This is a genomic window from Klebsiella sp. CN_Kp100, from assembly GCF_040065315.1.
Lineage (GTDB): Bacteria > Pseudomonadota > Gammaproteobacteria > Enterobacterales > Enterobacteriaceae > Klebsiella > Klebsiella oxytoca.
Window position 1 is genome coordinate 105,369 of record NZ_JBEAIJ010000042.1, and the last position, 21,629, is coordinate 126,997.

Consider the following 21,629-nt stretch of genomic DNA (forward strand, 5'->3'; position numbering starts at 1 on the left):
TCCGGGAGAGGTTAGTTGCTTTGAACGATGTCGGTGAGCGCAGATTCCATCTCTTCACTGTTCATCAGGTCGGTGATGCCGACAGCTCTGAATCCGGCGGCTTCGACTTCATCGGTGAGATCGCGCATAGTGATGACAAAATCAATATCTCGCCAGGTGCGTAAGCCTGAGAGGACGTCGTGTTCCAGCTCGATATCCCAGCCGTGTTTGTCGATGATTTTTTGTGCTTTTATTTTGAGCATTAAGGAGCTGCCCATACCGGTACGACAGACTATGAGACCTTTCATTCGATGTTCTCCTGTTTGTAAAAATAATTATTTTTATTTGTTTGTGTGAGATAATAATTATTATCTTTGCAGCAGGACGAAAGATGTGACTGTGTTTGCATTTTGAGCAAATAAGGCAAAACATGAGCCAGATAGACAATAACTTGTTGATAAGCATAAGAAATGGAGCTTCAGGGCTAAGCCCGATACTGGAGAAAGTTGGCCGTTTTATTACGGAAAATCCTGACTTTGTGATGCGTCACACGATTTCAGAACTGGCCGACTCCATTGATACCAGTGAAGGGAGTATCACCCGTTTTTGTCGGGCATTCGGATTTAAAGGTTTCTCGGATTTCAGAACCGCGCTGGCGATGGAGCAGGGCGCCGCGCGTTCGGAAGACAACGGTATCAACGAGAACGAAGAGATTGCGCCGGTGCTGGCGAGCATTCGCGACAGTAATACTATCGTGGATAACCAGGAGCTGAAAGCCGCAGCTGACTGGCTTAACGCCCTGAACAGCATTGCTATCTATGCCGTGGGCACGGCAGTGCCGGTCGCGTTATTCCTGCAAATGAATTTAATCAATATGGGTAAGGCGGCCAGCTTTGTCGATCGCTCTTATCCGGCGGCGATGCCGTTGCTGGCTGATAACCAAAAAACCGGCATTATCGTCGTGCATACTGAACAGGCCTCGGCGGATATGATGCAGTCCCTGTCCCTGGCAAAGCAGCAGGGCGTGAAAATATTGTCGCTGACGCGGGGGACGTTCGCGCCGTTAGCCCGCTTATCTGACTGGAATCTTCAGGCGGCGGTGGCTTTACAGGGGGAGGGAGAGTCAGGATTTGCGGAAATTGCCGGCGCCATGATGGTGGCCGACCGGATCCTCAGCGCGCTGGAAGAGCAGGATGAACGCTATGCGGAATACCGTAAAGCGCATCAGAAGCGCATTTTCTCTATTGAAAGCGTGGCAAATAAGCTGTCGGAATACTTTATGTCCTGATGCTTATCATAGTTTGGCAAAAACCCGGTAGCGCTTGCGCTACCGGGTGGGGAAATTTAGTACATCACTTTATGACCGTACTGTTCCAGAATTCCCTTCACGCGTTCCATGGTCTCTTTTTTAGGCGGATGGACGCCATCCAGCTTGTACTCTTCGCCCATGGCCACCCATTTATGTTTGCCCAGCTCATGATACGGCAGCAGTTCAATTTTCTCGACGTTGCCCATATCGCGGGTAAACTCGCCCAGGCGATGCGCGGAATCATCATCGTCGGACCAGCCAGGGACCACCACGTAGCGGATCCAGACTTTGATGCTTTTATTTGACAGATAGCGGGCAAATTCCAGCGTTCGATGGTTAGAGACGCCAACCAGGTTCTGGTGAATTTCATCATTCATTTGCTTGAGATCGAGCATCACCAGATCGGTCACTTCAAGCAGTTCATCGATAACCGGATCATAACGGCGCACAAAGCCGTTAGTGTCGAGGCAGGTATGAATACCTTCTTTCTTACAGGCGCGGAACCAGTCGCGAACAAATTCGGCCTGCAGAATGGCTTCGCCGCCGGATGCCGTTACGCCGCCGCCGGAAGCGTTCATAAAGTGGCGATAGGTCACCACCTCTTTCATCAGCTCTTCAACGGTAATCTCTTTACCGCCGTGGGTATCCCAGGTATCGCGGTTGTGGCAATAGAGGCAGCGCATCAGGCAGCCCTGGAAGAAAGTGATAAAGCGGATCCCCGGGCCATCGACGGTGCCACAGGATTCAAAGGAGTGAATGCGACCAATTGTTGACATTGCGGTGATATCTCCAGATTCGGCCCGTCCGGGGCCTGTGCATGCACAGCTCAAACCGGCTGTGTTAAGTCTGTTTTGGCTGTTATCCATAAAGTATAGACAGCGGACAAAAGAGACTGGGACAGGAAGGTATTGCTAAAAAGGCCCCACTTGCGTGGAGCCTTTATTGTACGCTTTTTACAGTACGATTTCAGTCAATACCATTACATGGTCTGAGTGAAGGTACGAGTAATAACGTCCTGCTGCTGTTCTTTAGTCAGGGAGTTAAAACGTACTGCATAACCGGATACGCGGATGGTCAGCTGCGGATATTTTTCCGGGTTTTCCATCGCGTCGAGCAGCATTTCGCGGTTCATGACGTTGACGTTCAGGTGCTGACCGCCTTCGATGGACGCTTCGTGGTGGAAGTAACCATCCATCAGGCCTGCGAGGTTAGTTTTACGAACTTCGTCGTCTTTACCCAGTGCGTTCGGAACGATAGAGAAGGTATAAGAGATACCATCTTTCGCGTAAGCAAACGGCAGTTTAGCAACGGAGGTCAGAGAGGCAACTGCACCTTTCTGGTCACGGCCGTGCATCGGGTTAGCACCTGGTCCGAACGGAGCGCCAGCGCGACGACCGTCTGGGGTGTTACCAGTTTTCTTACCATACACAACGTTAGAGGTGATGGTCAGAACGGACTGAGTCGGGATAGCGTTACGGTAGGTGTGCAGTTTCTGAATTTTCTTCATGAAACGTTCAACCAGGTCAACGGCCATATCGTCGACGCGAGAGTCGTTGTTACCAAACTGCGGGTATTCGCCTTCGATTTCGAAGTCGACAGCCAGACCGTTTTCATCACGAATCGGTTTAACTTTCGCATATTTGATTGCAGACAGGGAGTCAGCAGCAACGGACAGACCTGCGATACCACATGCCATAGTGCGGATAACATCACGGTCGTGCAGCGCCATCAGGGAGGCTTCGTAGCTGTACTTGTCGTGCATGTAGTGGATGATGTTCAGCGCAGTGACGTACTGTTTAGCCAGCCAGTCCATGAAGTGATCCATGCGGTCCATCACTTCATCGAAGTTCAGAACGTCGCCTTTGATCGGTTCAGATTTAGGACCAACCTGCATTTTCAGTTTTTCATCAACGCCGCCGTTGATTGCGTACAGCATGGTTTTCGCGAGGTTAGCGCGAGCACCGAAGAACTGCATTTGCTTACCAACAACCATCGGGCTTACGCAGCAAGCGATAGCGTAGTCATCGTTATTGAAGTCTGGGCGCATCAGGTCATCGTTCTCATACTGCAGAGAAGAGGTATCGATGGACACTTTTGCAGCGAATTTTTTGAAGCTCAGCGGCAGTTTTTCAGACCACAGAATGGTGATGTTCGGCTCCGGAGACGGCCCCATGGTGTACAGGGTGTTCAGGAAACGGAAGCTGTTTTTGGTTACCAGAGTACGGCCGTCAACGCCCATACCGCCGATGGATTCAGTTGCCCAAATCGGGTCACCGGAGAACAGTTCATCATATTCTGGAGTACGCAGGAAACGAACCATACGCAGTTTCATGACCAGGTGGTCAATCATTTCCTGAGCGTCTTGCTCGGTGATTTTACCGGCTTTCAGGTCACGTTCGATGAAGATGTCCAGGAAGCTGGAGGTACGACCGAAGGACATTGCCGCGCCGTTCTGAGATTTAACGGCAGCCAGGTAACCAAAGTAGGTCCACTGGATAGCTTCCTGAGCGGTGGTAGCAGGACCAGAGATATCGCAGCCATATTTAGCCGCCATTTCTTTGATCTGACCCAGCGCACGGTGCTGCTCAGAGATTTCTTCACGCAGACGGATGGTTGCTTCCAGATCTTCACCGCTTTCCAGTTTGTCTTGCAGAGAGACGAACTGAGCGTATTTGTCTTTCATCAGGAAGTCGATACCGTACAGCGCAACGCGACGGTAGTCACCGATGATACGACCACGACCATAGGCATCCGGCAGACCGGTCAGAACGCCAGATTTACGGCAGTTCAGGATGTCTTTGGTGTAAACGTCAAACACGCCCTGGTTGTGGGTTTTACGGTATTCAGTGAAGATTTTCTTCAGCATTGGGTCCAGCTCGCGATTGTACGCTTTGCAGGAGCCTTCTACCATTTTGATACCACCGAACGGGATAATCGCACGTTTCAGCGGCGCTTCAGTCTGCAGACCAACGATTTTCTCGAGACCTTTCTCGATGTAGCCAGCGTCATGAGAGGTGATGGTGGACGCAAGGGAAGTATCAAAATCAACAGGCGCGTGAGTGCGGTTTTCCTGTTTAACGCCTTCCATTACGGTGTCCCACAGCTTGGTGGTCGCTTCAGTTGCGCCAGCCAGGAAGGACTCGTCACCTTCGTACGGGGTATAGTTTTTCTGGATGAAGTCGCGGACGTTGACTTCGTTCTGCCAGTCACCTTTCGCAAAACCTTCCCAGGCTGTGGCTAACTTTTCATTAAGCTCGGACATGTAACACCTACCTTCTTAAGTGGATTTTTTATTTACTGCCTGAAACAACCCTTAGTGATGGTTGTCGCCACGCAGGTAAATGACCCAGTATGTCAACCCAACCAGCAGACCACCGCCGATGATGTTCCCGATTGTTACCGGAATCAGGTTATCAGTGATGAAGTTCATGACGGTCAGGTGAGAGAAACTTTCCGGAGTTGAACCAACTGCGGTCCAGAATTCCGGGCTCGCAAAGTCGCGAATGACGATACCCAGCGGGATCATAAACATGTTCGCGATACTGTGCTCAAACCCGCTGGCAACAAACATTGCCACCGGTAAAACCATAATCATGGCTTTATCCATCAGGCTACGGCCGGAGTAGCTCATCCATACCGCAAGGCAGACCATCAGGTTTGCCAGGATACCCAGGCATACAGCTTCAATAAAAGTATGGTGCATTTTGTGGTCGGCGGTTTGCAGAACGTTAAGTCCCCATTGACCGTTGGCAGTCATATATTCGCCTGAAAGCCACATCAGCAATACAAAGAGTAAGCAACCAACCAGGTTACCAACATAGACGTTTAGCCAGTTTTTAGCCAGCTGACCCCATGTTATTCTTCCGCTGGCTTTCGCCACAACGATAAGAACGGTTGAAGTAAACAGGTCGGCACCGCATATAACGCAGAGAATCAAACCCAGTGAGAAGCAGATGCCTCCAATCAGTTTGGCAACCCCGAATGGCATCCCGGCCGTGCCGGTTGTCGCGGTAATATAGAAAACAAAAGCGATAGAGATGAAGACACCTGCGGTGATAGCCAGATAAAACGTCTTTATCGGATGTTTTGTCGCTTTATAGACACCTGCTTCTTCGGCGACTTTCGCCATGGCAGCAGGGAGTAAAAGATCAAAAGGGTTGTCAGCTTTCACACTAACTCTCTCTTTATGTAAGTTGGCGGTGAGATACTAACAAAGCATTATAGAAGGGAATTTGATGTAGATCATATCCTACCGGAACTATAGGCCCTTTTAGTGTGTGGAATTGATGTTTTTTATATCTAATTATTTGATTTTTAACGAAAAAATAAATTTTAAATTTTACAAATAATGTTGATTATTTTCATTTTACCCCCGTTTTTCGGTTAATTAAAATGGGGTATTTTTATTAAATATTAACAATATTTGCGGCACCATTTTATTATTTCTCACCACTAATTAACTTTATGGCTACAACCTGGTTGCGGGTTGTGGAAAACATAAAAAAAGGGGGCCTATTTGCCCCCTCATCATACGGTGATTCAGGCAGTAAAGTGAGCTTATTTACCCCAGAATACAGCTTTTGCGCGCTGTAGCTTTTCGTAGGCTTTCAGTAGCGACTGGTGAGCCGGGAAAGCGAGCAGATCGCTGTCTACTGCCTGCAGCCCATAGAACGGTGCTTCTCCGCTAAGCGCGGCGCTGGCGGCTTCAACGGCATCGGCGCCGTACATGCGTACGAAAGCGTTGAGATACTGCAGTGGCTGACGTTCCTCTTCCTGGCTCAGCAGCAGCAGAGTTTGCAGGCAGCGGTAGTAATTAGCGCGTTCGGCGCTAAAGATTGAGGCATTAAATTCCATGGTCCACTCGGTCCAGATCAAGGCCTGCTCGAGATCGCCGCCCGCCAGCGCCAGCATTGCTTTTAGCTCGCCAATGCGCAGCGTATACCAGCCGTTGTCTTTACCGGTCGCCAGACCGAGCAGTTCGCGCACGCGGGTGAAATCATCAAGGCCTTCATCATCCATTTGCTCGATAAGCGCCAGATAATCTTCTTTTTCCCATTCGCTTTCCGGCAGAGAAAGAATCGTTTCCCGCAGAGGTGCGCCCATGCTGTTATTCGCCAGCCAGAGGTCTTCCGCCGGATAGATATCAGACATGCCCGGAACAATTATCCGGCAGGCGTAGACGCTAAGGTGTTCGTAATCGGCGATGTAAACTTCTTTATCTTCTTGTTTAAAGATAGCCATCAGGGTGGCGAACTCTTCCTCCGTGGTGCCGGAGAAGCTCCAGTCCACGAACGGGTAGTCGGCATCCTGCTTAAACATATCCCAGGAGATCAGGCCGCTGGAATCGATAAAGTGCGTTTCAAGATTCGCATGTTCGGCGACTTCTTCATCATCAAAGGTTGGCGGCGTGAAGACGTCGAGATCTTTCAGGCTGCGGCCCTGCAGCAGTTCGGTAACGGTACGTTCCAGCGCCACGCCGAAATCAGGATGCGCGCCAAACGAGGCGAAACAGGTGCCGTTTGCGGGGTTAAACAGCACAACGCAGATAACCGGATATTTGCCGCCGAGCGAACCGTCATAAGCGAAAATCGGGAAACCTTCGGCCTCCAGCTTGTTGATGGATTCAACCACGCCCGGATAGCGCGCCATCACCTCCGCCGGGATCTCCGGGAGGCTGATACTTTCAGCGATAATGCGGTTTTTAATATGGCGTTCGAACACTTCCGAGAGGCCCTGAACGCGGGCTTCGTTGCGGGTGTTGCCCGCGGACATTCCGTTAGACACGTACAGGTTGCCGATGATATTCATCGGAATATAGACCGTTTCGCCATCTGACTGACGGGTGAACGGCAAACCGCAGACGCCGCGATCGTCATTACCAGACTGCAGATCGACCAGCATGCTGGCGGTTAACTGATCGTCAGGATCGTAGAATGCGCGCAGGCGGGCATCCAGCAGGCCTTCCGGTACTTCGTCATCGTCGGTTAAAGGGAACCATTTTTCATTCGGATAGTGAACGAAAGGCGCGTTGGCGATGGTCTCGCCCAGCCAGAAGTCGGCAAAAAAATAGTTAGTCGAGAGACGCTCAAAGTACTCTCCAAGGGCCGAGGCCAGCGCGGCTTTTTTGGTGGCGCCTTTGCCGTTGGTGAAGCACAGGGCGCACTCTTTATCGCGGATATGCACTGACCAGACGTGCGGTACCGGGTTGAGCCATGAGGCCTCTTCAATATCAAATCCGAGGTCGTGCAACTTCTGCTGGAAGCGAGCGATGGAATCTTCCAGGGCGGCATCTTTGCCGGGAATAAACGTTTGAGTCATGGCAGTCACTTTTATCGTACGTAAAGCGCGCAATGATACGGGTTTTATATGACAGGTGCTATCTCCATCGTCTGGCTATGCTTATGTCACTCAATAACTGTTCAGGCGTTAACCATGAAGACATTTGACTGGCATCGTATGGCACTGGATAAAGTGCCCGTGGAGTTTCTGGCCGAGGTGGCACTGCGTAGCCTCTATACCTTCGTCCTGGTATTTATTTTTCTTAAGATAACCGGGCGGCGTGGCGTTCGACAGATGTCTCTTTTCGAAGTCCTCATCATTTTGACCCTCGGTTCGGCGGCAGGGGACGTCGCGTTTTATGATGATGTTCCCATGCTGCCGGTACTGGCGGTATTTATTACCCTGGCTCTGCTGTATCGATTGATTATGTGGCTGATGGGGCATAGCGAAAAACTGGAGGACTTGATGGAAGGTAAGCCGATTATTGTTGTGGAGAACGGCGAACTGGCCTGGGAGAAACTGCAGGCGGAAAATATGACCGAATTCGAGTTTTTTATGGAACTGAGAATCAGCGGGGTTGAGCAACTGGGTCAGGTACGGCTGGCCATTCTGGAAACCAACGGCCAGATCAGCCTTTATTACTATGAGGATGAAGATGTTAAAGCCGGGCTTTCCATTTTGCCTTCCCGTTTTACCGATCGTTTTATCACCATACCTCACGATGATGAGTACGCCTGCGTTCGCTGTAGCGCAATCCTTACGCTACGAGCTGGGGATAAACAATTATGCCCTCGCTGCGCAAATGCAGAATGGTCGAAGGTCAGTCGGGCAAAAAGAGTCACCTGACAGCAATTATGTCGGTTTTATGACGTCAAGCTGGCAGATTCTTTTGTGTGACCGAGTCCGCATTTCCCCCAGGCTCAGTTTTAGCCATTGCGGTGCGTGTCACTGAATGATAAAACCGATAGCCACAGGAATAACTTATGCCCGCGACGGTTCGCGGGTAAATAACATAGCAAGTGGTGAGGGGAAATGGCTCAGGTCTATAACTTCAGTTCAGGCCCGGCAATGCTGCCGGCGGATGTACTCAAACTGGCGCAAAAGGAGCTTTGCGACTGGAACGGTTTGGGGACGTCGGTGATGGAAATCAGCCACCGTGGTAAAGAGTTCATCAAGGTGGCTGAAGAGGCGGAACAGGATTTTCGCTCCCTGCTCAATATTCCTTCCAATTACAAAGTCTTATTTTGTCACGGCGGCGGTCGCGGACAGTTTGCTGGTATCCCGCTGAACCTGCTGGGTGATAAAACCGTTGCCGACTACGTTGATGCCGGCTACTGGGCAGCCAGCGCGGTTAAAGAAGCGCATAAATACTGCAAACCGAACGTGATTGACGCCAAAATCACCGTTGACGGCCAGCGCGCGGTTAAACCGATGAGCGAATGGCAGCTGACTCCGGGCGCGGCCTATCTGCACTACTGCCCGAACGAAACTATCGATGGTATTGCCATTGAAGAAACGCCTGATTTTGGCGACGATGTCATCGTGACGGCGGATTTCTCCTCGACTATTTTGTCTCGTGAAATTGACGTAAGCCGTTATGGCGTAATCTACGCAGGCGCGCAGAAAAACATCGGTCCTGCAGGTTTGACGCTGATTATTGTGCGCGAAGATCTGCTGGGTAAAGCCAGCATAGCCTGCCCGTCGATTCTTGATTACTCCATCCTGTCGGCCAATGACTCTATGTTTAACACGCCGCCGACGTTTGCCTGGTACCTCTCCGGCCTGGTGTTTAAGTGGCTGAAAGAGCAGGGCGGCGTTGCCGCTATGGATAAAATCAACCAGCAGAAAGCCGACCTGTTGTATAGCACCATCGATAACAGTGGTTTCTATCGCAACGATGTCGCTGCGGCGAACCGTTCGCGCATGAACGTGCCGTTCCAGTTGGCCGATAGCGCGCTTGATAAACTGTTCCTCGAAGAGTCGTTTGCCGCTGGTCTGCATGCGCTGAAGGGCCACCGCGTAGTGGGCGGCATGCGCGCTTCCATTTATAACGCCATGCCGCTGGCGGGCGTCAAGGCGCTGACCGACTTTATGCAGGACTTCGAACGCCGTCACGGCTAATCGCTGTCGTATTTTTCATCCCCGCAGCTCGTCTGCGGGGTTATTATTCTGTTTGTTTGAGAGTTGAGTTTAATGGAATCCCTGACGTTACAACCCATCGCACGCGTAGATGGCACAATTAACCTGCCCGGGTCCAAGAGTGTTTCTAACCGTGCTTTGCTACTGGCGGCATTGGCCCGCGGCACGACGGTGCTGACCAATTTGCTGGATAGCGACGATGTACGCCACATGCTGAATGCCCTGAGCGCGCTGGGAGTTCATTACACCCTGTCTTCCGACCGTACCCGCTGCGAAGTCACCGGTAACGCCGGCCCACTGCACGCGGCTGAAGCATTAGAACTGTTCCTCGGTAATGCCGGAACGGCTATGCGTCCGCTGGCGGCGGCGTTATGTCTGGGGAGTAACGATATTGTGCTGACCGGCGAGCCGCGAATGAAAGAGCGGCCGATTGGTCACCTGGTTGACGCGCTGCGTCAGGGCGGGGCGCAGATTGATTATCTGGAGCAGGAGAATTACCCGCCGCTGCGCCTGCGCGGTGGTTTCAGCGGTGGACAGGTTGAAGTGGACGGCAGCGTTTCCAGCCAGTTTCTGACCGCGCTCCTGATGACCGCCCCGCTGGCGCCTCAGGATACCGTCATTGCGATTAAAGGCGATCTGGTATCCAAACCTTATATTGATATTACGCTGCACCTGATGAAAACCTTTGGCGTTGAGGTTGAAAATCAGTCTTATCAGCGATTTATCGTGCGCGGCAATCAACACTATCGCTCGCCGGGCGATTATCTGGTTGAAGGCGACGCCTCCTCGGCATCCTACTTCCTCGCCGCCGGAGCCATTAAAGGCGGGACGGTAAAAGTCACCGGTATTGGCCGCGATAGCGTGCAGGGCGACATTCGGTTTGCCGATGTGCTGGAAAAAATGGGCGCAACCATTACCTGGGGCGATGATTATATCGCCTGCACGCGCGGCGAACTGAACGCCATCGATATGGATATGAATCATATCCCGGATGCCGCGATGACTATCGCCACGGCCGCCCTGTTCGCCAAAGGCACCACGACTCTGCGCAATATTTATAACTGGCGCGTCAAGGAGACTGACCGCCTGTTTGCTATGGCCACTGAGCTGCGTAAAGTGGGAGCTGAAGTTGAAGAAGGGGAGGATTTCATCCGCATCACTCCGCCTGCGAAGCTCCAGTTCGCTGAAATCGGCACCTATAACGACCATCGTATGGCAATGTGTTTCTCGCTGGTGGCGCTTTCCGATACGCCGGTCACCATCCTTGATCCGAAGTGTACGGCAAAAACTTTCCCGGACTACTTCGAACAGCTGGCGCGAATCAGTACGCTGGCCTGAATCACGCGAATTTTAGGTGAAAACGCCGACCCTTGGGTCGGCGTTTTTTTATGTCTGCTTGTCGGGCGGAAAACTAAATGCTAGCCTTGATTGCTTGTAAATACAGGATTTATAAGCATTTAATATGCTAATCAATGGATGATTGATATGAGAAATACAAAAGTAATGCTGGCTTTAGCGGTTTCCGCCACGTTGTTGGCAGGTTGTAAAAATATGCAGGGGGTGGACACCAACGCCCTCGTAAGTTCAGGGATGACGGCCTACAAAGCGGCAACGCTTTCTGACTCTGAAGTCAAAGCGCTTTCCGACGATGCCTGTAAGCAAATGGATAGCGAAAATAAAAAGGCCGGCGCTTCAAGTAAGTACACCAAGCGTTTGAATAAAATTGCCAAAGCGTTAGGTAATAATATCAACGGCACCCCGGTAAACTATAAGGTTTACATGACATCAGACGTCAACGCCTGGGCAATGGCCAACGGCTGCGTCCGCGTCTATAGCGGCCTGATGGACATGATGACCGATAATGAAGTTGAAGCGGTTCTGGGCCATGAGTTGGGCCACGTAGCGCTGGGACATTCGCGCAAAGCGATGCAAACCGCCTATGCGACCATTGCCGCGCGTGATGCAATTTCAGCCACCAGCGGAGCGGCTGCAAGTTTGTCTAAATCTCAGTTGGGAGATATCGCAGAGGGAATGATTAACTCCGCTTTCTCCCGCTCTCAAGAGTCCGATGCTGATGATTTCTCCTACGATCTGCTGAAAAAGCGCAACATCAGCACTCAGGGGCTGGTGGGCAGCTTCGACAAACTGGCCAGCCTTGACGCCGGCCACAGCAAATCTCTGTTCGATTCACACCCGCCTTCAGCTGAACGCGCGCAGCATATCCGCGACCGTATTGCTGAAGATAAAAAGTAAAACTGCCTCATCTTCCGGGCTGATGCTCTATCAGCCCGCTATAATTGCACAATTCTTCCGCATTAGATTTCCAGTTATCCGTAATTTACAACCAATGCTCACTTTCCGTCGAAGAGATGCGTATAATGCGCGGCGTTTATATATTTATGCGCCTTGCTAAAGGAGAAAAAGATGACGGCAACAGTTCCGGTAATCACCATTGATGGGCCTGGCGGTGCGGGCAAAGGCACGTTATGCAAGGCAATGGCAGAAACGCTGGGCTGGCATCTGCTGGATTCTGGAGCGATTTATCGCGTTCTTGCTCTCGCTGCGCTGCATCACCATGTTGATGTTGAATCCGAAGAGGCGCTGGTGCCGCTTGCCGCGCATCTTGATGTCCGTTTTGTCTCCACTGACGGTAGCCTGGAAGTCATTCTGGAGGGGGAGGATGTTAGCGCGGAAATCCGCACTCAGGATGTGGCCAATACGGCCTCTAAAGTCGCCGCTTTTCCGCGCGTGCGCGAGGCATTGCTGCGCCGTCAACGAGCCTTCCGTGAGCTGCCCGGTTTGATCGCTGACGGACGCGATATGGGAACCGTGGTATTCCCCGATGCGCCGGTGAAAATTTTCCTTGACGCTTCCGCGGAAGAACGTGCGCATCGCCGCATGCTTCAGTTGCAGGAGAAGGGCTTTAGTGTTAACTTTGATCGCCTTTTATCCGAGATAAAAGAGCGCGACGACCGCGATCGCAATCGTACAGTGGCGCCGCTTATCCCGGCTGCCGATGCCTTAGTTCTTGATTCCACAGAACTAAACATTGAGCAAGTGATTGAAAAAGCGCTACAATATGCGCGCGAAAAACTGGCTTCCGCTTAATCTTATCGTCGATAAAGCACAATAGCCTGCGAATTATAGCAGTACCCCGCAGCAACGGACTGTTAGCGGGTATGTTAAACAACCCCATCCGGCATGGAGCCTGGTGGACGTTAAATATGAAACCTGAAGATTAAACATGACTGAATCTTTTGCTCAACTATTTGAAGAATCCTTAAAAACAATCGAAACCCGTCCGGGTTCCATCGTTCGTGGTGTTGTTGTTGCTATCGACAAAGACGTAGTACTGGTTGACGCCGGTCTGAAATCTGAGTCTGCCATTCCGGCAGAGCAGTTCAAAAACGCCCAGGGCGAGCTGGAAATCCAGGTTGGTGACGAAGTTGACGTTGCTCTGGATGCAGTAGAAGACGGCTTCGGTGAAACCCTGCTGTCCCGTGAGAAAGCTAAACGTCACGAAGCTTGGATCACGCTGGAAAAAGCTTACGAAGACGCTGAAACTGTAGTCGGTATTATCAACGGCAAAGTTAAAGGTGGCTTCACTGTTGAGCTGAATGGTATTCGTGCGTTCCTGCCGGGCTCCCTGGTAGACGTTCGTCCGGTGCGCGACACGCTGCACCTGGAAGGCAAAGAGCTTGAATTCAAAGTCATCAAGCTGGACCAGAAACGTAACAACGTCGTTGTTTCTCGTCGTGCCGTTATCGAATCCGAAAACAGCGCAGAGCGCGATCAGCTGCTGGAAAACCTGCAGGAAGGCATGGAAGTTAAAGGTATCGTTAAGAACCTCACTGACTACGGTGCATTCGTTGATCTGGGCGGCGTTGACGGCCTGCTGCACATTACCGATATGGCATGGAAACGCGTTAAGCATCCGAGCGAAATCGTAAACGTTGGCGACGAAATCACTGTTAAAGTGCTGAAGTTCGACCGCGAACGTACTCGTGTATCTCTGGGCCTGAAACAGCTGGGCGAAGATCCGTGGGTAGCTATCGCTAAACGTTATCCGGAAGGTACCAAACTGACCGGTCGCGTGACCAACCTGACCGACTACGGCTGCTTCGTTGAAATCGAAGAAGGCGTTGAAGGCCTGGTTCACGTTTCCGAAATGGATTGGACCAACAAAAACATCCACCCGTCCAAAGTTGTTAACGTTGGCGATGTAGTGGAAGTTATGGTTCTGGATATCGACGAAGAACGTCGTCGTATCTCCCTGGGCCTGAAGCAGTGCAAAAACAACCCATGGCAGCAGTTCGCGGAAACCCACAACAAGGGCGACCGTGTTGAAGGTAAAATCAAGTCTATCACTGACTTCGGTATCTTCATCGGCCTGGACGGCGGCATCGATGGCCTGGTTCACCTGTCTGACATCTCCTGGAACGTTGCAGGCGAAGAAGCAGTTCGTGAATACAAAAAAGGCGACGAAATCGCAGCAGTTGTTCTGCAGGTTGACGCAGAGCGCGAGCGTATCTCTCTGGGCGTTAAACAGCTCGCAGAAGATCCGTTCAACAACTGGGTTGCACTGAACAAGAAAGGCGCAATCGTAAACGGTAAAGTGACTGCAGTTGACGCTAAAGGCGCAACCGTAGAACTGGCTGACGGCGTTGAAGGTTACCTGCGCGCTTCTGAAGCTTCCCGTGACCGCGTTGAAGATGCCACCCTGGTTCTGAGCGTAGGCGACGACGTTGAAGCTAAATTCACCGGCGTTGATCGTAAGAACCGTGCAATCAGCCTGTCTGTTCGTGCGAAAGACGAAGCTGATGAGAAAGATGCCATCGCAACTGTTAACAAACAGGAAGATGCAAACTTCTCCAACAACGCAATGGCTGAAGCTTTCAAAGCAGCTAAAGGCGAGTAATCTTAGTCTTTCGGGTTACAACAACCTGAATTATGACGAGTTTACTTGACAGATTGCAGGATTCGTCCTGTAATCAAGCACAAAGGGCGGCTACGGCCGCCCTTGTTTAAGCTGTTAGCTAATTTTGCCTTGAAGGAAACCGGAGGAATAATGACCAAGTCAGAATTGATAGAAAGACTTGCCAGCCAGCAATCTCACATTCCTGCGAAAGCAGTGGAAGATGCTGTTAAAGAAATGCTGGAGCATATGGCCTCAACGCTTGCTCAAGGCGAGCGCATTGAAATCCGCGGTTTCGGCAGCTTCTCTCTGCATTATCGAGCACCCCGCACCGGGCGTAACCCAAAAACTGGCGATAAAGTTGAACTGGAAGGTAAGTACGTTCCCCACTTTAAGCCGGGCAAAGAATTACGCGACCGCGCCAATATTTACGAAGAGTAAGTTTCGCTGAGCGGCGACAACATACTTAAACGTTAAAAAAGCACCTTTGGGTGCTTTTTTTATGCCTTTAAAGCTGTACTGGAAGTTGCCTCGCAAAACGTCAGTTCTTTTGCGTTAACAGAGAAAGTTCTCTGGATCGCGCAATCCACTTCTTTTCAGTCCTCAAAGACACTTTCTGCATTTAGCGCAACACTCCCTCTGACAGGGAGGTGCTAATGCGTTTACCACAACTTGCTGGCTGTGTAATTATCGGCATTCTGCCGCTGCTCTGGTTGCCCGATTTGCCCGGGCGTTCGGTTACCTGGGGACTGATGCTGCTGGTGCTGCTTATTGCGCAATGTCGCCGTAGAGCTGCGCAATACGCGGCATTGATAACGCTGTTTTTTGTCTGGGGAGTACTCAGCGCTCGCCAGGCCCTATGGCCGACACAGACGTTAACAAACGGGAATCGTCAGGTTGAGGTTGTGCTGACCGCAACAGATGGGCAGACAACTCATCAGGGCAGAATTATCCGTCTGGATGGGCGACGGCTATTTCCCGCGCCAGGGGTAAGCCTCTACGGTAATTATTTGCCTGAACCGCCCCGTGCAGGGCAGGTTTGGGCCATGACGCTACGCGCGCGTCCGGTACATGGTCAGCTCAACGAAGGCGGGTTTGACAGCCAGCGCTATGCGCTATCACAGCATCGTCCGTTAACCGGACGCTTTATCAGCGCTGAAGTTCGCGAGCGAAACTGTAGTGTACGAGCGCGTTATCTGGCCTCGCTCAATCAAACCCTGGCGGAACTGCCCTGGCAATCGGTGATGCTGGGGTTAGGCATGGGGGAACGTCTGGCGATCCCTCGCGAGATAAAGATCCTGATGCAGGAAACCGGTACATCGCACCTGATGGCGATCTCAGGGTTACATATCGCGTTAGGAGCCACTCTGGGCTGGTTGCTGCTAAGGGGTTTGCAGTTCTTTCTTCCGTGCCGCTGGCTGGGCTGGCGGGCGCCGCTGCTTACTGGCCTGGCGAGCGCTATTTTTTACGCCTGGCTAACCGGAATGCAGCCGCCCGCGCTGCGCACCTGTGTTGCCCTGATCGTTGGCTGCGCGCTGCGGCTATCCGGGAAACGCTGGTCGCCATGGCAACTATGGCTCTGCTGCATTGGTGCAATACTGTTTGCCGATCCGCTGGCAGCGTTGTCAGAAAGCCTCTGGCTATCGGCGTTTGCCGTTGCGGCGCTTATCTTCTGGTATCAGCTGGCCCCGATGCCTGGCGGTAAAAGGTGCTGGCTGCTGCGCCAAAGCCTCGCGTTATGTCATCTGCAGATCGGCTTGATGTTTTTACTTGCACCTTTACAGATTGCTCTCTTCCACGGCATCAGCTTAACGTCGGTGCTGGCGAATTTGATTGCCGTGCCTCTGGTGACTTTTATCGTTGTTCCGCTGATTCTGACCGCCATGTTTTTACACCTCTGTGCTCCGCTCACCATTGAGATGGTGATATGGCAATCAGCAGACCGTATCCTGGCGGCGCTATTCGGGTTCCTGCGGCAGCTGCCGCCCGGCTGGCTCGAGCTGGATGCTCGCTGGCTTGGGATAAGCCTGCTGCCGTGGCCGGCGTTAATTCTCTGGCGTTTTCATGCGTGGCGCACGTTGCCGGCGTTTTGTTTAGCATGTCTCGGGCTATTAAGCTGGCCATTCTGGCGGAGTACGGCTACCAACGAATGGCGAGTCACCATGCTGGATGTCGGGCAGGGGCTGGCTATGGTGATTGAACGTCAGGGCGCAGCCCTTCTCTACGATACCGGACTCGCCTGGCCTGAGGGTGACAGCGGTGAGCAGATTATCATCCCCTGGCTACGCTGGCATCACTTGCATCTGGAAGGCGTCGTACTCAGCCACGAGCATCTCGATCACCGCGGGGGACTCAACTCGGTGTTAAAAGCATGGCCTCAAATATGGATACGAAGCCCTTTAGGCTGGGCGGGCCATTTAGCATGCCAGCGCGGTGAGATCTGGCAGTGGCGAGGTTTAACCTTTCGTGCGTTCTGGCCGCTGCCCGGCGCGACAAAGCAGGGGAATAATCGCTCATGCGTGGTGCGTGTTGATGACGGCAAGCACAGTATCCTGCTCACCGGGGATATCGAAACGCCAGCGGAGCAAGCGATGATTAGCCACTACTGGCAACATCTTGCGTCTACACTTATCCAGGTTCCCCATCACGGCAGTAATACGTCGTCCGGGACCGCCCTGTTGCGCAGCGTTGGCGGGGAGGCTGCGCTAGCTTCTGCTTCCCGCTATAACGCATGGCGTATGCCGTCAACCAAGGTGAAACAGCGCTATCGAAACCAGAATTATCAGTGGTTCGACACGCCGCATCAGGGGCAAATTACGGTTATTTTTTCCGCGGATGGCTGGCAAATCCATAGCTTACGGGATCAAGTTTTACCGCGATGGTATCATCAGTGGTTTGGCGGGAACGTTCAGAACGGGTAGAATATGCGGCTATTTCAACACAAGCTGGTTTATTGAATGCAGAACGATAAAGATCTTTCCACGTGGCAGACCTTCCGCCGACTCTGGCCGATTATAGCGCCGTTTAAACCCGGGCTAATCGTTGCAGCGGTAGCGTTAGTGCTTAACGCGGCTAGTGATACCTTCATGCTATCGCTTCTTAAACCGTTACTGGATGATGGTTTTGGTAAAACGGATCGCTCGGTGCTGATATGGATGCCGCTGGTGGTGATCGGATTGATGGTTCTGCGCGGCATCACCAGCTACGTTTCGAGCTACTGCATCTCGTGGGTGTCCGGCAAAGTCGTGATGACGATGCGCCGTCGTTTATTCAGCCACATGATGGGAATGCCGGTTGCATTCTTTGACAAGCAGTCCACCGGGACGCTTCTATCACGTATTACCTATGATTCGGAGCAGGTGGCCTCTTCCTCCTCCAGCGCGTTGATTACCGTCGTGCGTGAAGGCGCGTCGATTATTGGCCTGTTTGCGATGATGTTTTATTACAGCTGGCAGCTGTCATTGATTCTGATCGTTCTGGCGCCGATCGTGTCTATTGCTATTCGCGTGGTCTCGAAGCGTTTTCGTAATATCAGCAAGAATATGCAGAACACCATGGGCCAGGTGACGACCAGTGCAGAGCAGATGCTGAAAGGGCATAAAGAAGTGCTGATGTTTGGCGGTCAGGCCGTCGAAACCAAGCGCTTTGATAAAGTCAGCAACAAGATGCGTCTGCAGGGGATGAAAATGGTCTCCGCGTCCTCAATTTCTGACCCTATTATCCAGCTAATCGCCTCCCTGGCTCTGGCTTTCGTACTTTATGCGGCAAGCTTCCCGAGCGTAATGGAGACGTTAACGGCTGGTACAATTACCGTTGTCTTCTCCTCAATGATCGCGCTGATGCGTCCGCTAAAATCGCTGACTAACGTCAACGCGCAGTTCCAGCGCGGGATGGCCGCTTGTCAGACGCTTTTCGCTATTCTTGACTCCGAGCAGGAGAAAGATGAAGGCACGCGGGTTATCGAACGTGCGAAGGGCAACCTCGAATTTAAAAACGTTACCTTCAGATATCCGGGGCGTGAAGTCGCTGCGTTGCGCAATATTGACCTCAATATTCCGGAAGGGAAAACCGTGGCGCTGGTAGGGCGCTCGGGGTCGGGTAAATCGACCATCGCCAGCCTGATTACGCGTTTTTATGATGTTGATGAGGGGCAGATCTTGCTGGACGGCCACGACCTGCGTGAATACACGCTGAGCTCTCTGCGCGATCAGGTTGCGCTGGTGTCGCAAAACGTCCATCTCTTTAACGACACCGTGGCGAATAATATCGCCTATGCCCGAACCGAAGAGTACAGCCGCGAGCAGATTGAAGAAGCGGCTCGCATGGCTTATGCCATGGACTTTATCAATAAAATGGACAATGGCCTGGATACGATTATCGGTGAAAACGGCGTTATGCTTTCCGGCGGCCAGCGCCAGCGCATCGCTATCGCTCGCGCCCTGCTGCGCAACAGCCCGATACTGATCCTTGATGAAGCAACTTCGGCGCTGGATACCGAATCAGAGCGCGCCATTCAGGCGGCGCTGGACGAACTGCAGAAAAACCGCACTTCGCTGGTTATTGCTCACCGTCTCTCGACGATTGAGCAGGCTGACGAAATTGTGGTAGTGGAAGATGGCCAGATCGTTGAACGCGGTAGCCATGCCGATTTGCTTGAACATAAGGGCGTTTACGCTCAGCTGCATAAGATGCAGTTCGGCGCATGATTGCGCGCATCTGGTCCGGCGAATCGCCTTTATGGCGGCTACTGCTTCCGCTCTCGTGGCTCTATGGCCTGGTGAGCGGATTAATACGGCTAAGCTATAAACTGGGATGGCGAAAAGTTTGGCGAGCGCCGGTGCCGGTAGTGGTGGTTGGCAATCTGACCGCCGGCGGCAATGGCAAAACGCCGGTTGTTGTCTGGCTGGTGGAACAGCTTCAGCAGCGCGGTATTCGCGTCGGCGTGGTGTCACGCGGCTACGGCGGAAAAGCCGCGAGCTATCCGCTGCTGCTTAATGTGGATACGCATACCGGGGAAGCGGGCGATGAGCCGGTGCTGATTTATCAGCGTACCGGCGCGCCGGTTGCCGTCTCGCCGGTACGCAGCGATGCGGTTCAGGCGCTGCTCGCCGCCAACGATCTTCAGCTTATCGTCACGGATGATGGTCTGCAGCACTATAAGCTGGCGCGTGACAAAGAGATTGTGGTGATTGACGGCGTACGTCGTTTTGGTAACGGCTGGTGGTTGCCTGCGGGTCCTATGCGCGAGCGCGCTTCGCGTTTGCGCAGCGTGGATGCGGTTATCGTTAACGGCGGTCTCGCCCGCCCGGGAGAGATACCTATGCAGCTTCGTCCCGGGCTGGCGGTGAATCTGCTGACCGGTGAACGCCGGGATGCGGCGGCGTTGGACAACGTGGTGGCGATGGCAGGAATCGGCCATCCGCCGCGTTTCTTCGCCACCCTCGAGAGCTGCGGCGTACGTCCGGTGAAAACCATCTCCCTGGCCGATCATCAGGCTCTGTCGCAGAGCGATGTCGCCGCGCTGGCGGCGCCGCAGCAAACTCTGCTGATGACCGAAAAAGATGCGGTGAAGTGCCGCGACTTTGCGCAGGCAAACTGGTGGTATCTACCGGTCGACGCGATAATGACTGACCAGCGCGCACAGCGCCTGCTCACGGATTTAGTGACGCTGGCGCAGCGCTAATTTCGCTTATCACCGCCTGCGCCGGAACCTTTTACGGAGAAGCTGCATGCCGGTATTGTCCCTCTCGCTTAAAGAAGCTCGCCATCTTCACCTGGCCGCGCAGGGGCTGCTGAAAAAGCCCCGCCGTCGCGCCAAACCCGAGGATGTACTGCAAACCATTAAGCAGATGTCCCTGCTGCAAATCGATACCATCAACGTTGTTGCCCGCAGCCCTTATCTGGTGCTTTTCAGCCGCCTTGGCCACTATCCGCAGCGCTGGCTGGATGAGGCGCTTCGCGCCGGTGAACTGATGGAATACTGGGCGCATGAGGCCTGTTTCTTACCGCGCAGCGACTTTTCACTGGTGCGTCACCGTATGCTGACGCCGGATAAAATGGGCTGGAAATACCATACCGCATGGATGACCGAGCACGCTCCGGCCATTCAGGAACTGCTGGCCCATATTGCCGAAAATGGCCCGGTTCGCTCGGCAGACTTTGAACATCCGCGTAAGGGCGCCAGCGGATGGTGGGAGTGGAAACCGCATAAGCGCCATCTTGAAGGTTTATTTACCGCTGGAGAGCTGATGGTTATCGAGCGGCGCAACTTTCAGCGCGTTTACGATCTCACGCAGCGGGTCATGCCGGACTGGGAGGATGAGCGGGATGGCCTCTCTCAGGAGCAGGCCGAAGCCATTATGTTACGCAATAGCGCACGCAGCCTCGGGATCTTCCGCGCGCAGTGGCTGGCGGATTATTATCGTCTACGTCGACCCTCGCTACCCCCGCTGCTGGCCAGCTGGCAGGATGAGGGGCTGGTGAAACCGGTAAACGTTGAAACCCTGGGGGAAATGTGGCTTCACCGTGATGCGCTGAAGCTGCTGGAGTCCTCACCCGGCGGCAGGCTCGCCGCCAGCCACACCGCGGTGCTCTCGCCTTTCGATCCGGTGGTGTGGGATCGCAAGCGGGCTGAGCAGCTATTTAACTTCACCTATCGCCTGGAGTGCTATACGCCCGCGCCGAAACGTCAGTATGGCTATTTCGTATTACCGCTGCTGCATCAGGGGAAGCTGGTGGGCAGAATGGATAGCAAAATGCATCGTAAAACCGGCGTTCTGGAAATTATCGCTCTGTGGCTGGAGGAGGGGGTCAAGGTGACCTCGGGACTCGAGAGCGGGCTAAAACGCGCCATTGATGATTTTGCCCTCTGGCAGGAGGCGACACGGGTGAGCTGCGGGAAGCTGCCGGCGGAACTTTTCGCCGGGCGGCAACAGGGTTGGGAAATTGACGCCGCCTGAGCCAGCGTATGATATGCTGCTGAAGAATCTATTCGGTCCATCTGGAGGA

Annotated in this window: 17 protein-coding genes; 12 read left to right on the forward strand and 5 right to left on the reverse strand. The window is 52.9% G+C overall.

The window, feature by feature from the left end; all coding sequences use genetic code 11:
* Nucleotides 1-11 precede the first annotated feature (11 nt).
* Nucleotides 12-287, reverse strand: coding sequence for a PTS sugar transporter subunit IIB (locus ABLV12_RS18460; protein ID WP_004100672.1), 276 nt, complete (start codon nucleotides 285-287; stop codon nucleotides 12-14).
* Between the two features lie 122 nt (nucleotides 288-409).
* Here ABLV12_RS18460 and ABLV12_RS18465 point away from each other — a divergent pair, with 122 nt between their 5' ends.
* Nucleotides 410-1,267 carry a MurR/RpiR family transcriptional regulator gene (locus ABLV12_RS18465; RefSeq protein ID WP_064396687.1) on the forward strand — a complete coding sequence of 286 codons (858 nt, stop codon included), beginning with the start codon at nucleotides 410-412 and terminating at the stop codon, nucleotides 1,265-1,267.
* Between the two features lie 56 nt (nucleotides 1,268-1,323).
* On the opposite strand, the gene pflA is transcribed toward ABLV12_RS18465, so the two are convergent.
* The 4 genes from pflA to ycaO form a co-directional block, all read right to left on the reverse strand.
* Nucleotides 1,324-2,064, reverse strand: a complete 741-nt coding sequence (pflA, locus tag ABLV12_RS18470) for a pyruvate formate lyase 1-activating protein (protein WP_064396690.1) — start codon at nucleotides 2,062-2,064, stop codon at nucleotides 1,324-1,326.
* 203 nt (nucleotides 2,065-2,267) lie between these two features.
* Nucleotides 2,268-4,550, reverse strand: a complete 2,283-nt coding sequence (gene pflB, locus ABLV12_RS18475; protein ID WP_004100684.1) for a formate C-acetyltransferase — start codon at nucleotides 4,548-4,550, stop codon at nucleotides 2,268-2,270.
* Between the two features lie 51 nt (nucleotides 4,551-4,601).
* Entirely contained in the window at nucleotides 4,602-5,459 is an 858-nt protein-coding gene (gene focA / locus ABLV12_RS18480) for a formate transporter FocA (RefSeq protein ID WP_004100685.1), read from the reverse strand.
* 386 nt (nucleotides 5,460-5,845) lie between these two features.
* Nucleotides 5,846-7,606 carry a 30S ribosomal protein S12 methylthiotransferase accessory factor YcaO gene (ycaO, locus tag ABLV12_RS18485; RefSeq protein WP_004100686.1) on the reverse strand — a complete coding sequence of 587 codons (1,761 nt, stop codon included), beginning with the start codon at nucleotides 7,604-7,606 and terminating at the stop codon, nucleotides 5,846-5,848.
* 114 nt (nucleotides 7,607-7,720) lie between these two features.
* On the opposite strand from ycaO, the gene ABLV12_RS18490 reads away from it, so the two are divergent.
* The 11 genes from ABLV12_RS18490 to ABLV12_RS18540 all read left to right on the forward strand — a co-directional run bounded on the left by ABLV12_RS18490 (nucleotide 7,721) and on the right by ABLV12_RS18540 (nucleotide 21,580).
* A complete protein-coding gene (locus tag ABLV12_RS18490; protein ID WP_348867219.1) occupies nucleotides 7,721-8,413 on the forward strand; it encodes a DUF421 domain-containing protein in 693 nt (230 codons plus the stop codon).
* A gap of 186 nt (nucleotides 8,414-8,599) precedes the next feature.
* Nucleotides 8,600-9,688, forward strand: a complete 1,089-nt coding sequence (gene serC, locus ABLV12_RS18495; RefSeq protein ID WP_004100691.1) for a 3-phosphoserine/phosphohydroxythreonine transaminase — start codon at nucleotides 8,600-8,602, stop codon at nucleotides 9,686-9,688.
* Between the two features lie 72 nt (nucleotides 9,689-9,760).
* Nucleotides 9,761-11,044: a 3-phosphoshikimate 1-carboxyvinyltransferase gene (gene aroA, locus ABLV12_RS18500; protein ID WP_004100699.1), complete on the forward strand. Its 1,284-nt coding sequence runs from the start codon at nucleotides 9,761-9,763 to the stop codon at nucleotides 11,042-11,044.
* Between the two features lie 147 nt (nucleotides 11,045-11,191).
* Nucleotides 11,192-11,959, forward strand: coding sequence for a M48 family metallopeptidase (locus ABLV12_RS18505; protein ID WP_004100700.1), 768 nt, complete (start codon nucleotides 11,192-11,194; stop codon nucleotides 11,957-11,959).
* A 171-nt stretch (nucleotides 11,960-12,130) separates the two neighbouring features.
* Entirely contained in the window at nucleotides 12,131-12,814 is a 684-nt protein-coding gene (cmk, locus tag ABLV12_RS18510) for a (d)CMP kinase (RefSeq protein WP_004100701.1), read from the forward strand.
* 136 nt (nucleotides 12,815-12,950) lie between these two features.
* Nucleotides 12,951-14,624, forward strand: coding sequence for a 30S ribosomal protein S1 (gene rpsA, locus ABLV12_RS18515; protein ID WP_004100702.1), 1,674 nt, complete (start codon nucleotides 12,951-12,953; stop codon nucleotides 14,622-14,624).
* Between the two features lie 150 nt (nucleotides 14,625-14,774).
* Nucleotides 14,775-15,062 (forward strand): integration host factor subunit beta, encoded by a 288-nt coding sequence (gene ihfB / locus ABLV12_RS18520; RefSeq protein ID WP_004100704.1) that lies wholly within the window; start codon nucleotides 14,775-14,777, stop codon nucleotides 15,060-15,062.
* A 215-nt stretch (nucleotides 15,063-15,277) separates the two neighbouring features.
* Entirely contained in the window at nucleotides 15,278-17,542 is a 2,265-nt protein-coding gene (locus ABLV12_RS18525) for a ComEC family protein (RefSeq protein WP_348867220.1), read from the forward strand.
* Nucleotides 17,543-17,578: 36 nt separating this feature from the next.
* Nucleotides 17,579-19,327, forward strand: coding sequence for a lipid A ABC transporter ATP-binding protein/permease MsbA (gene msbA, locus ABLV12_RS18530; RefSeq protein WP_004100709.1), 1,749 nt, complete (start codon nucleotides 17,579-17,581; stop codon nucleotides 19,325-19,327).
* Nucleotides 19,324-20,304, forward strand: coding sequence for a tetraacyldisaccharide 4'-kinase (gene lpxK, locus ABLV12_RS18535; RefSeq protein WP_004100710.1), 981 nt, complete (start codon nucleotides 19,324-19,326; stop codon nucleotides 20,302-20,304). The genes msbA and lpxK overlap by 4 nt, the downstream gene beginning before the upstream one ends.
* A 46-nt stretch (nucleotides 20,305-20,350) precedes the next feature.
* Complete coding sequence (locus tag ABLV12_RS18540; protein WP_348867221.1) at nucleotides 20,351-21,580, forward strand: winged helix-turn-helix domain-containing protein; 1,230 nt, start codon at nucleotides 20,351-20,353, stop codon at nucleotides 21,578-21,580.
* The last annotated feature ends 49 nt before the right edge of the window (nucleotides 21,581-21,629 follow it).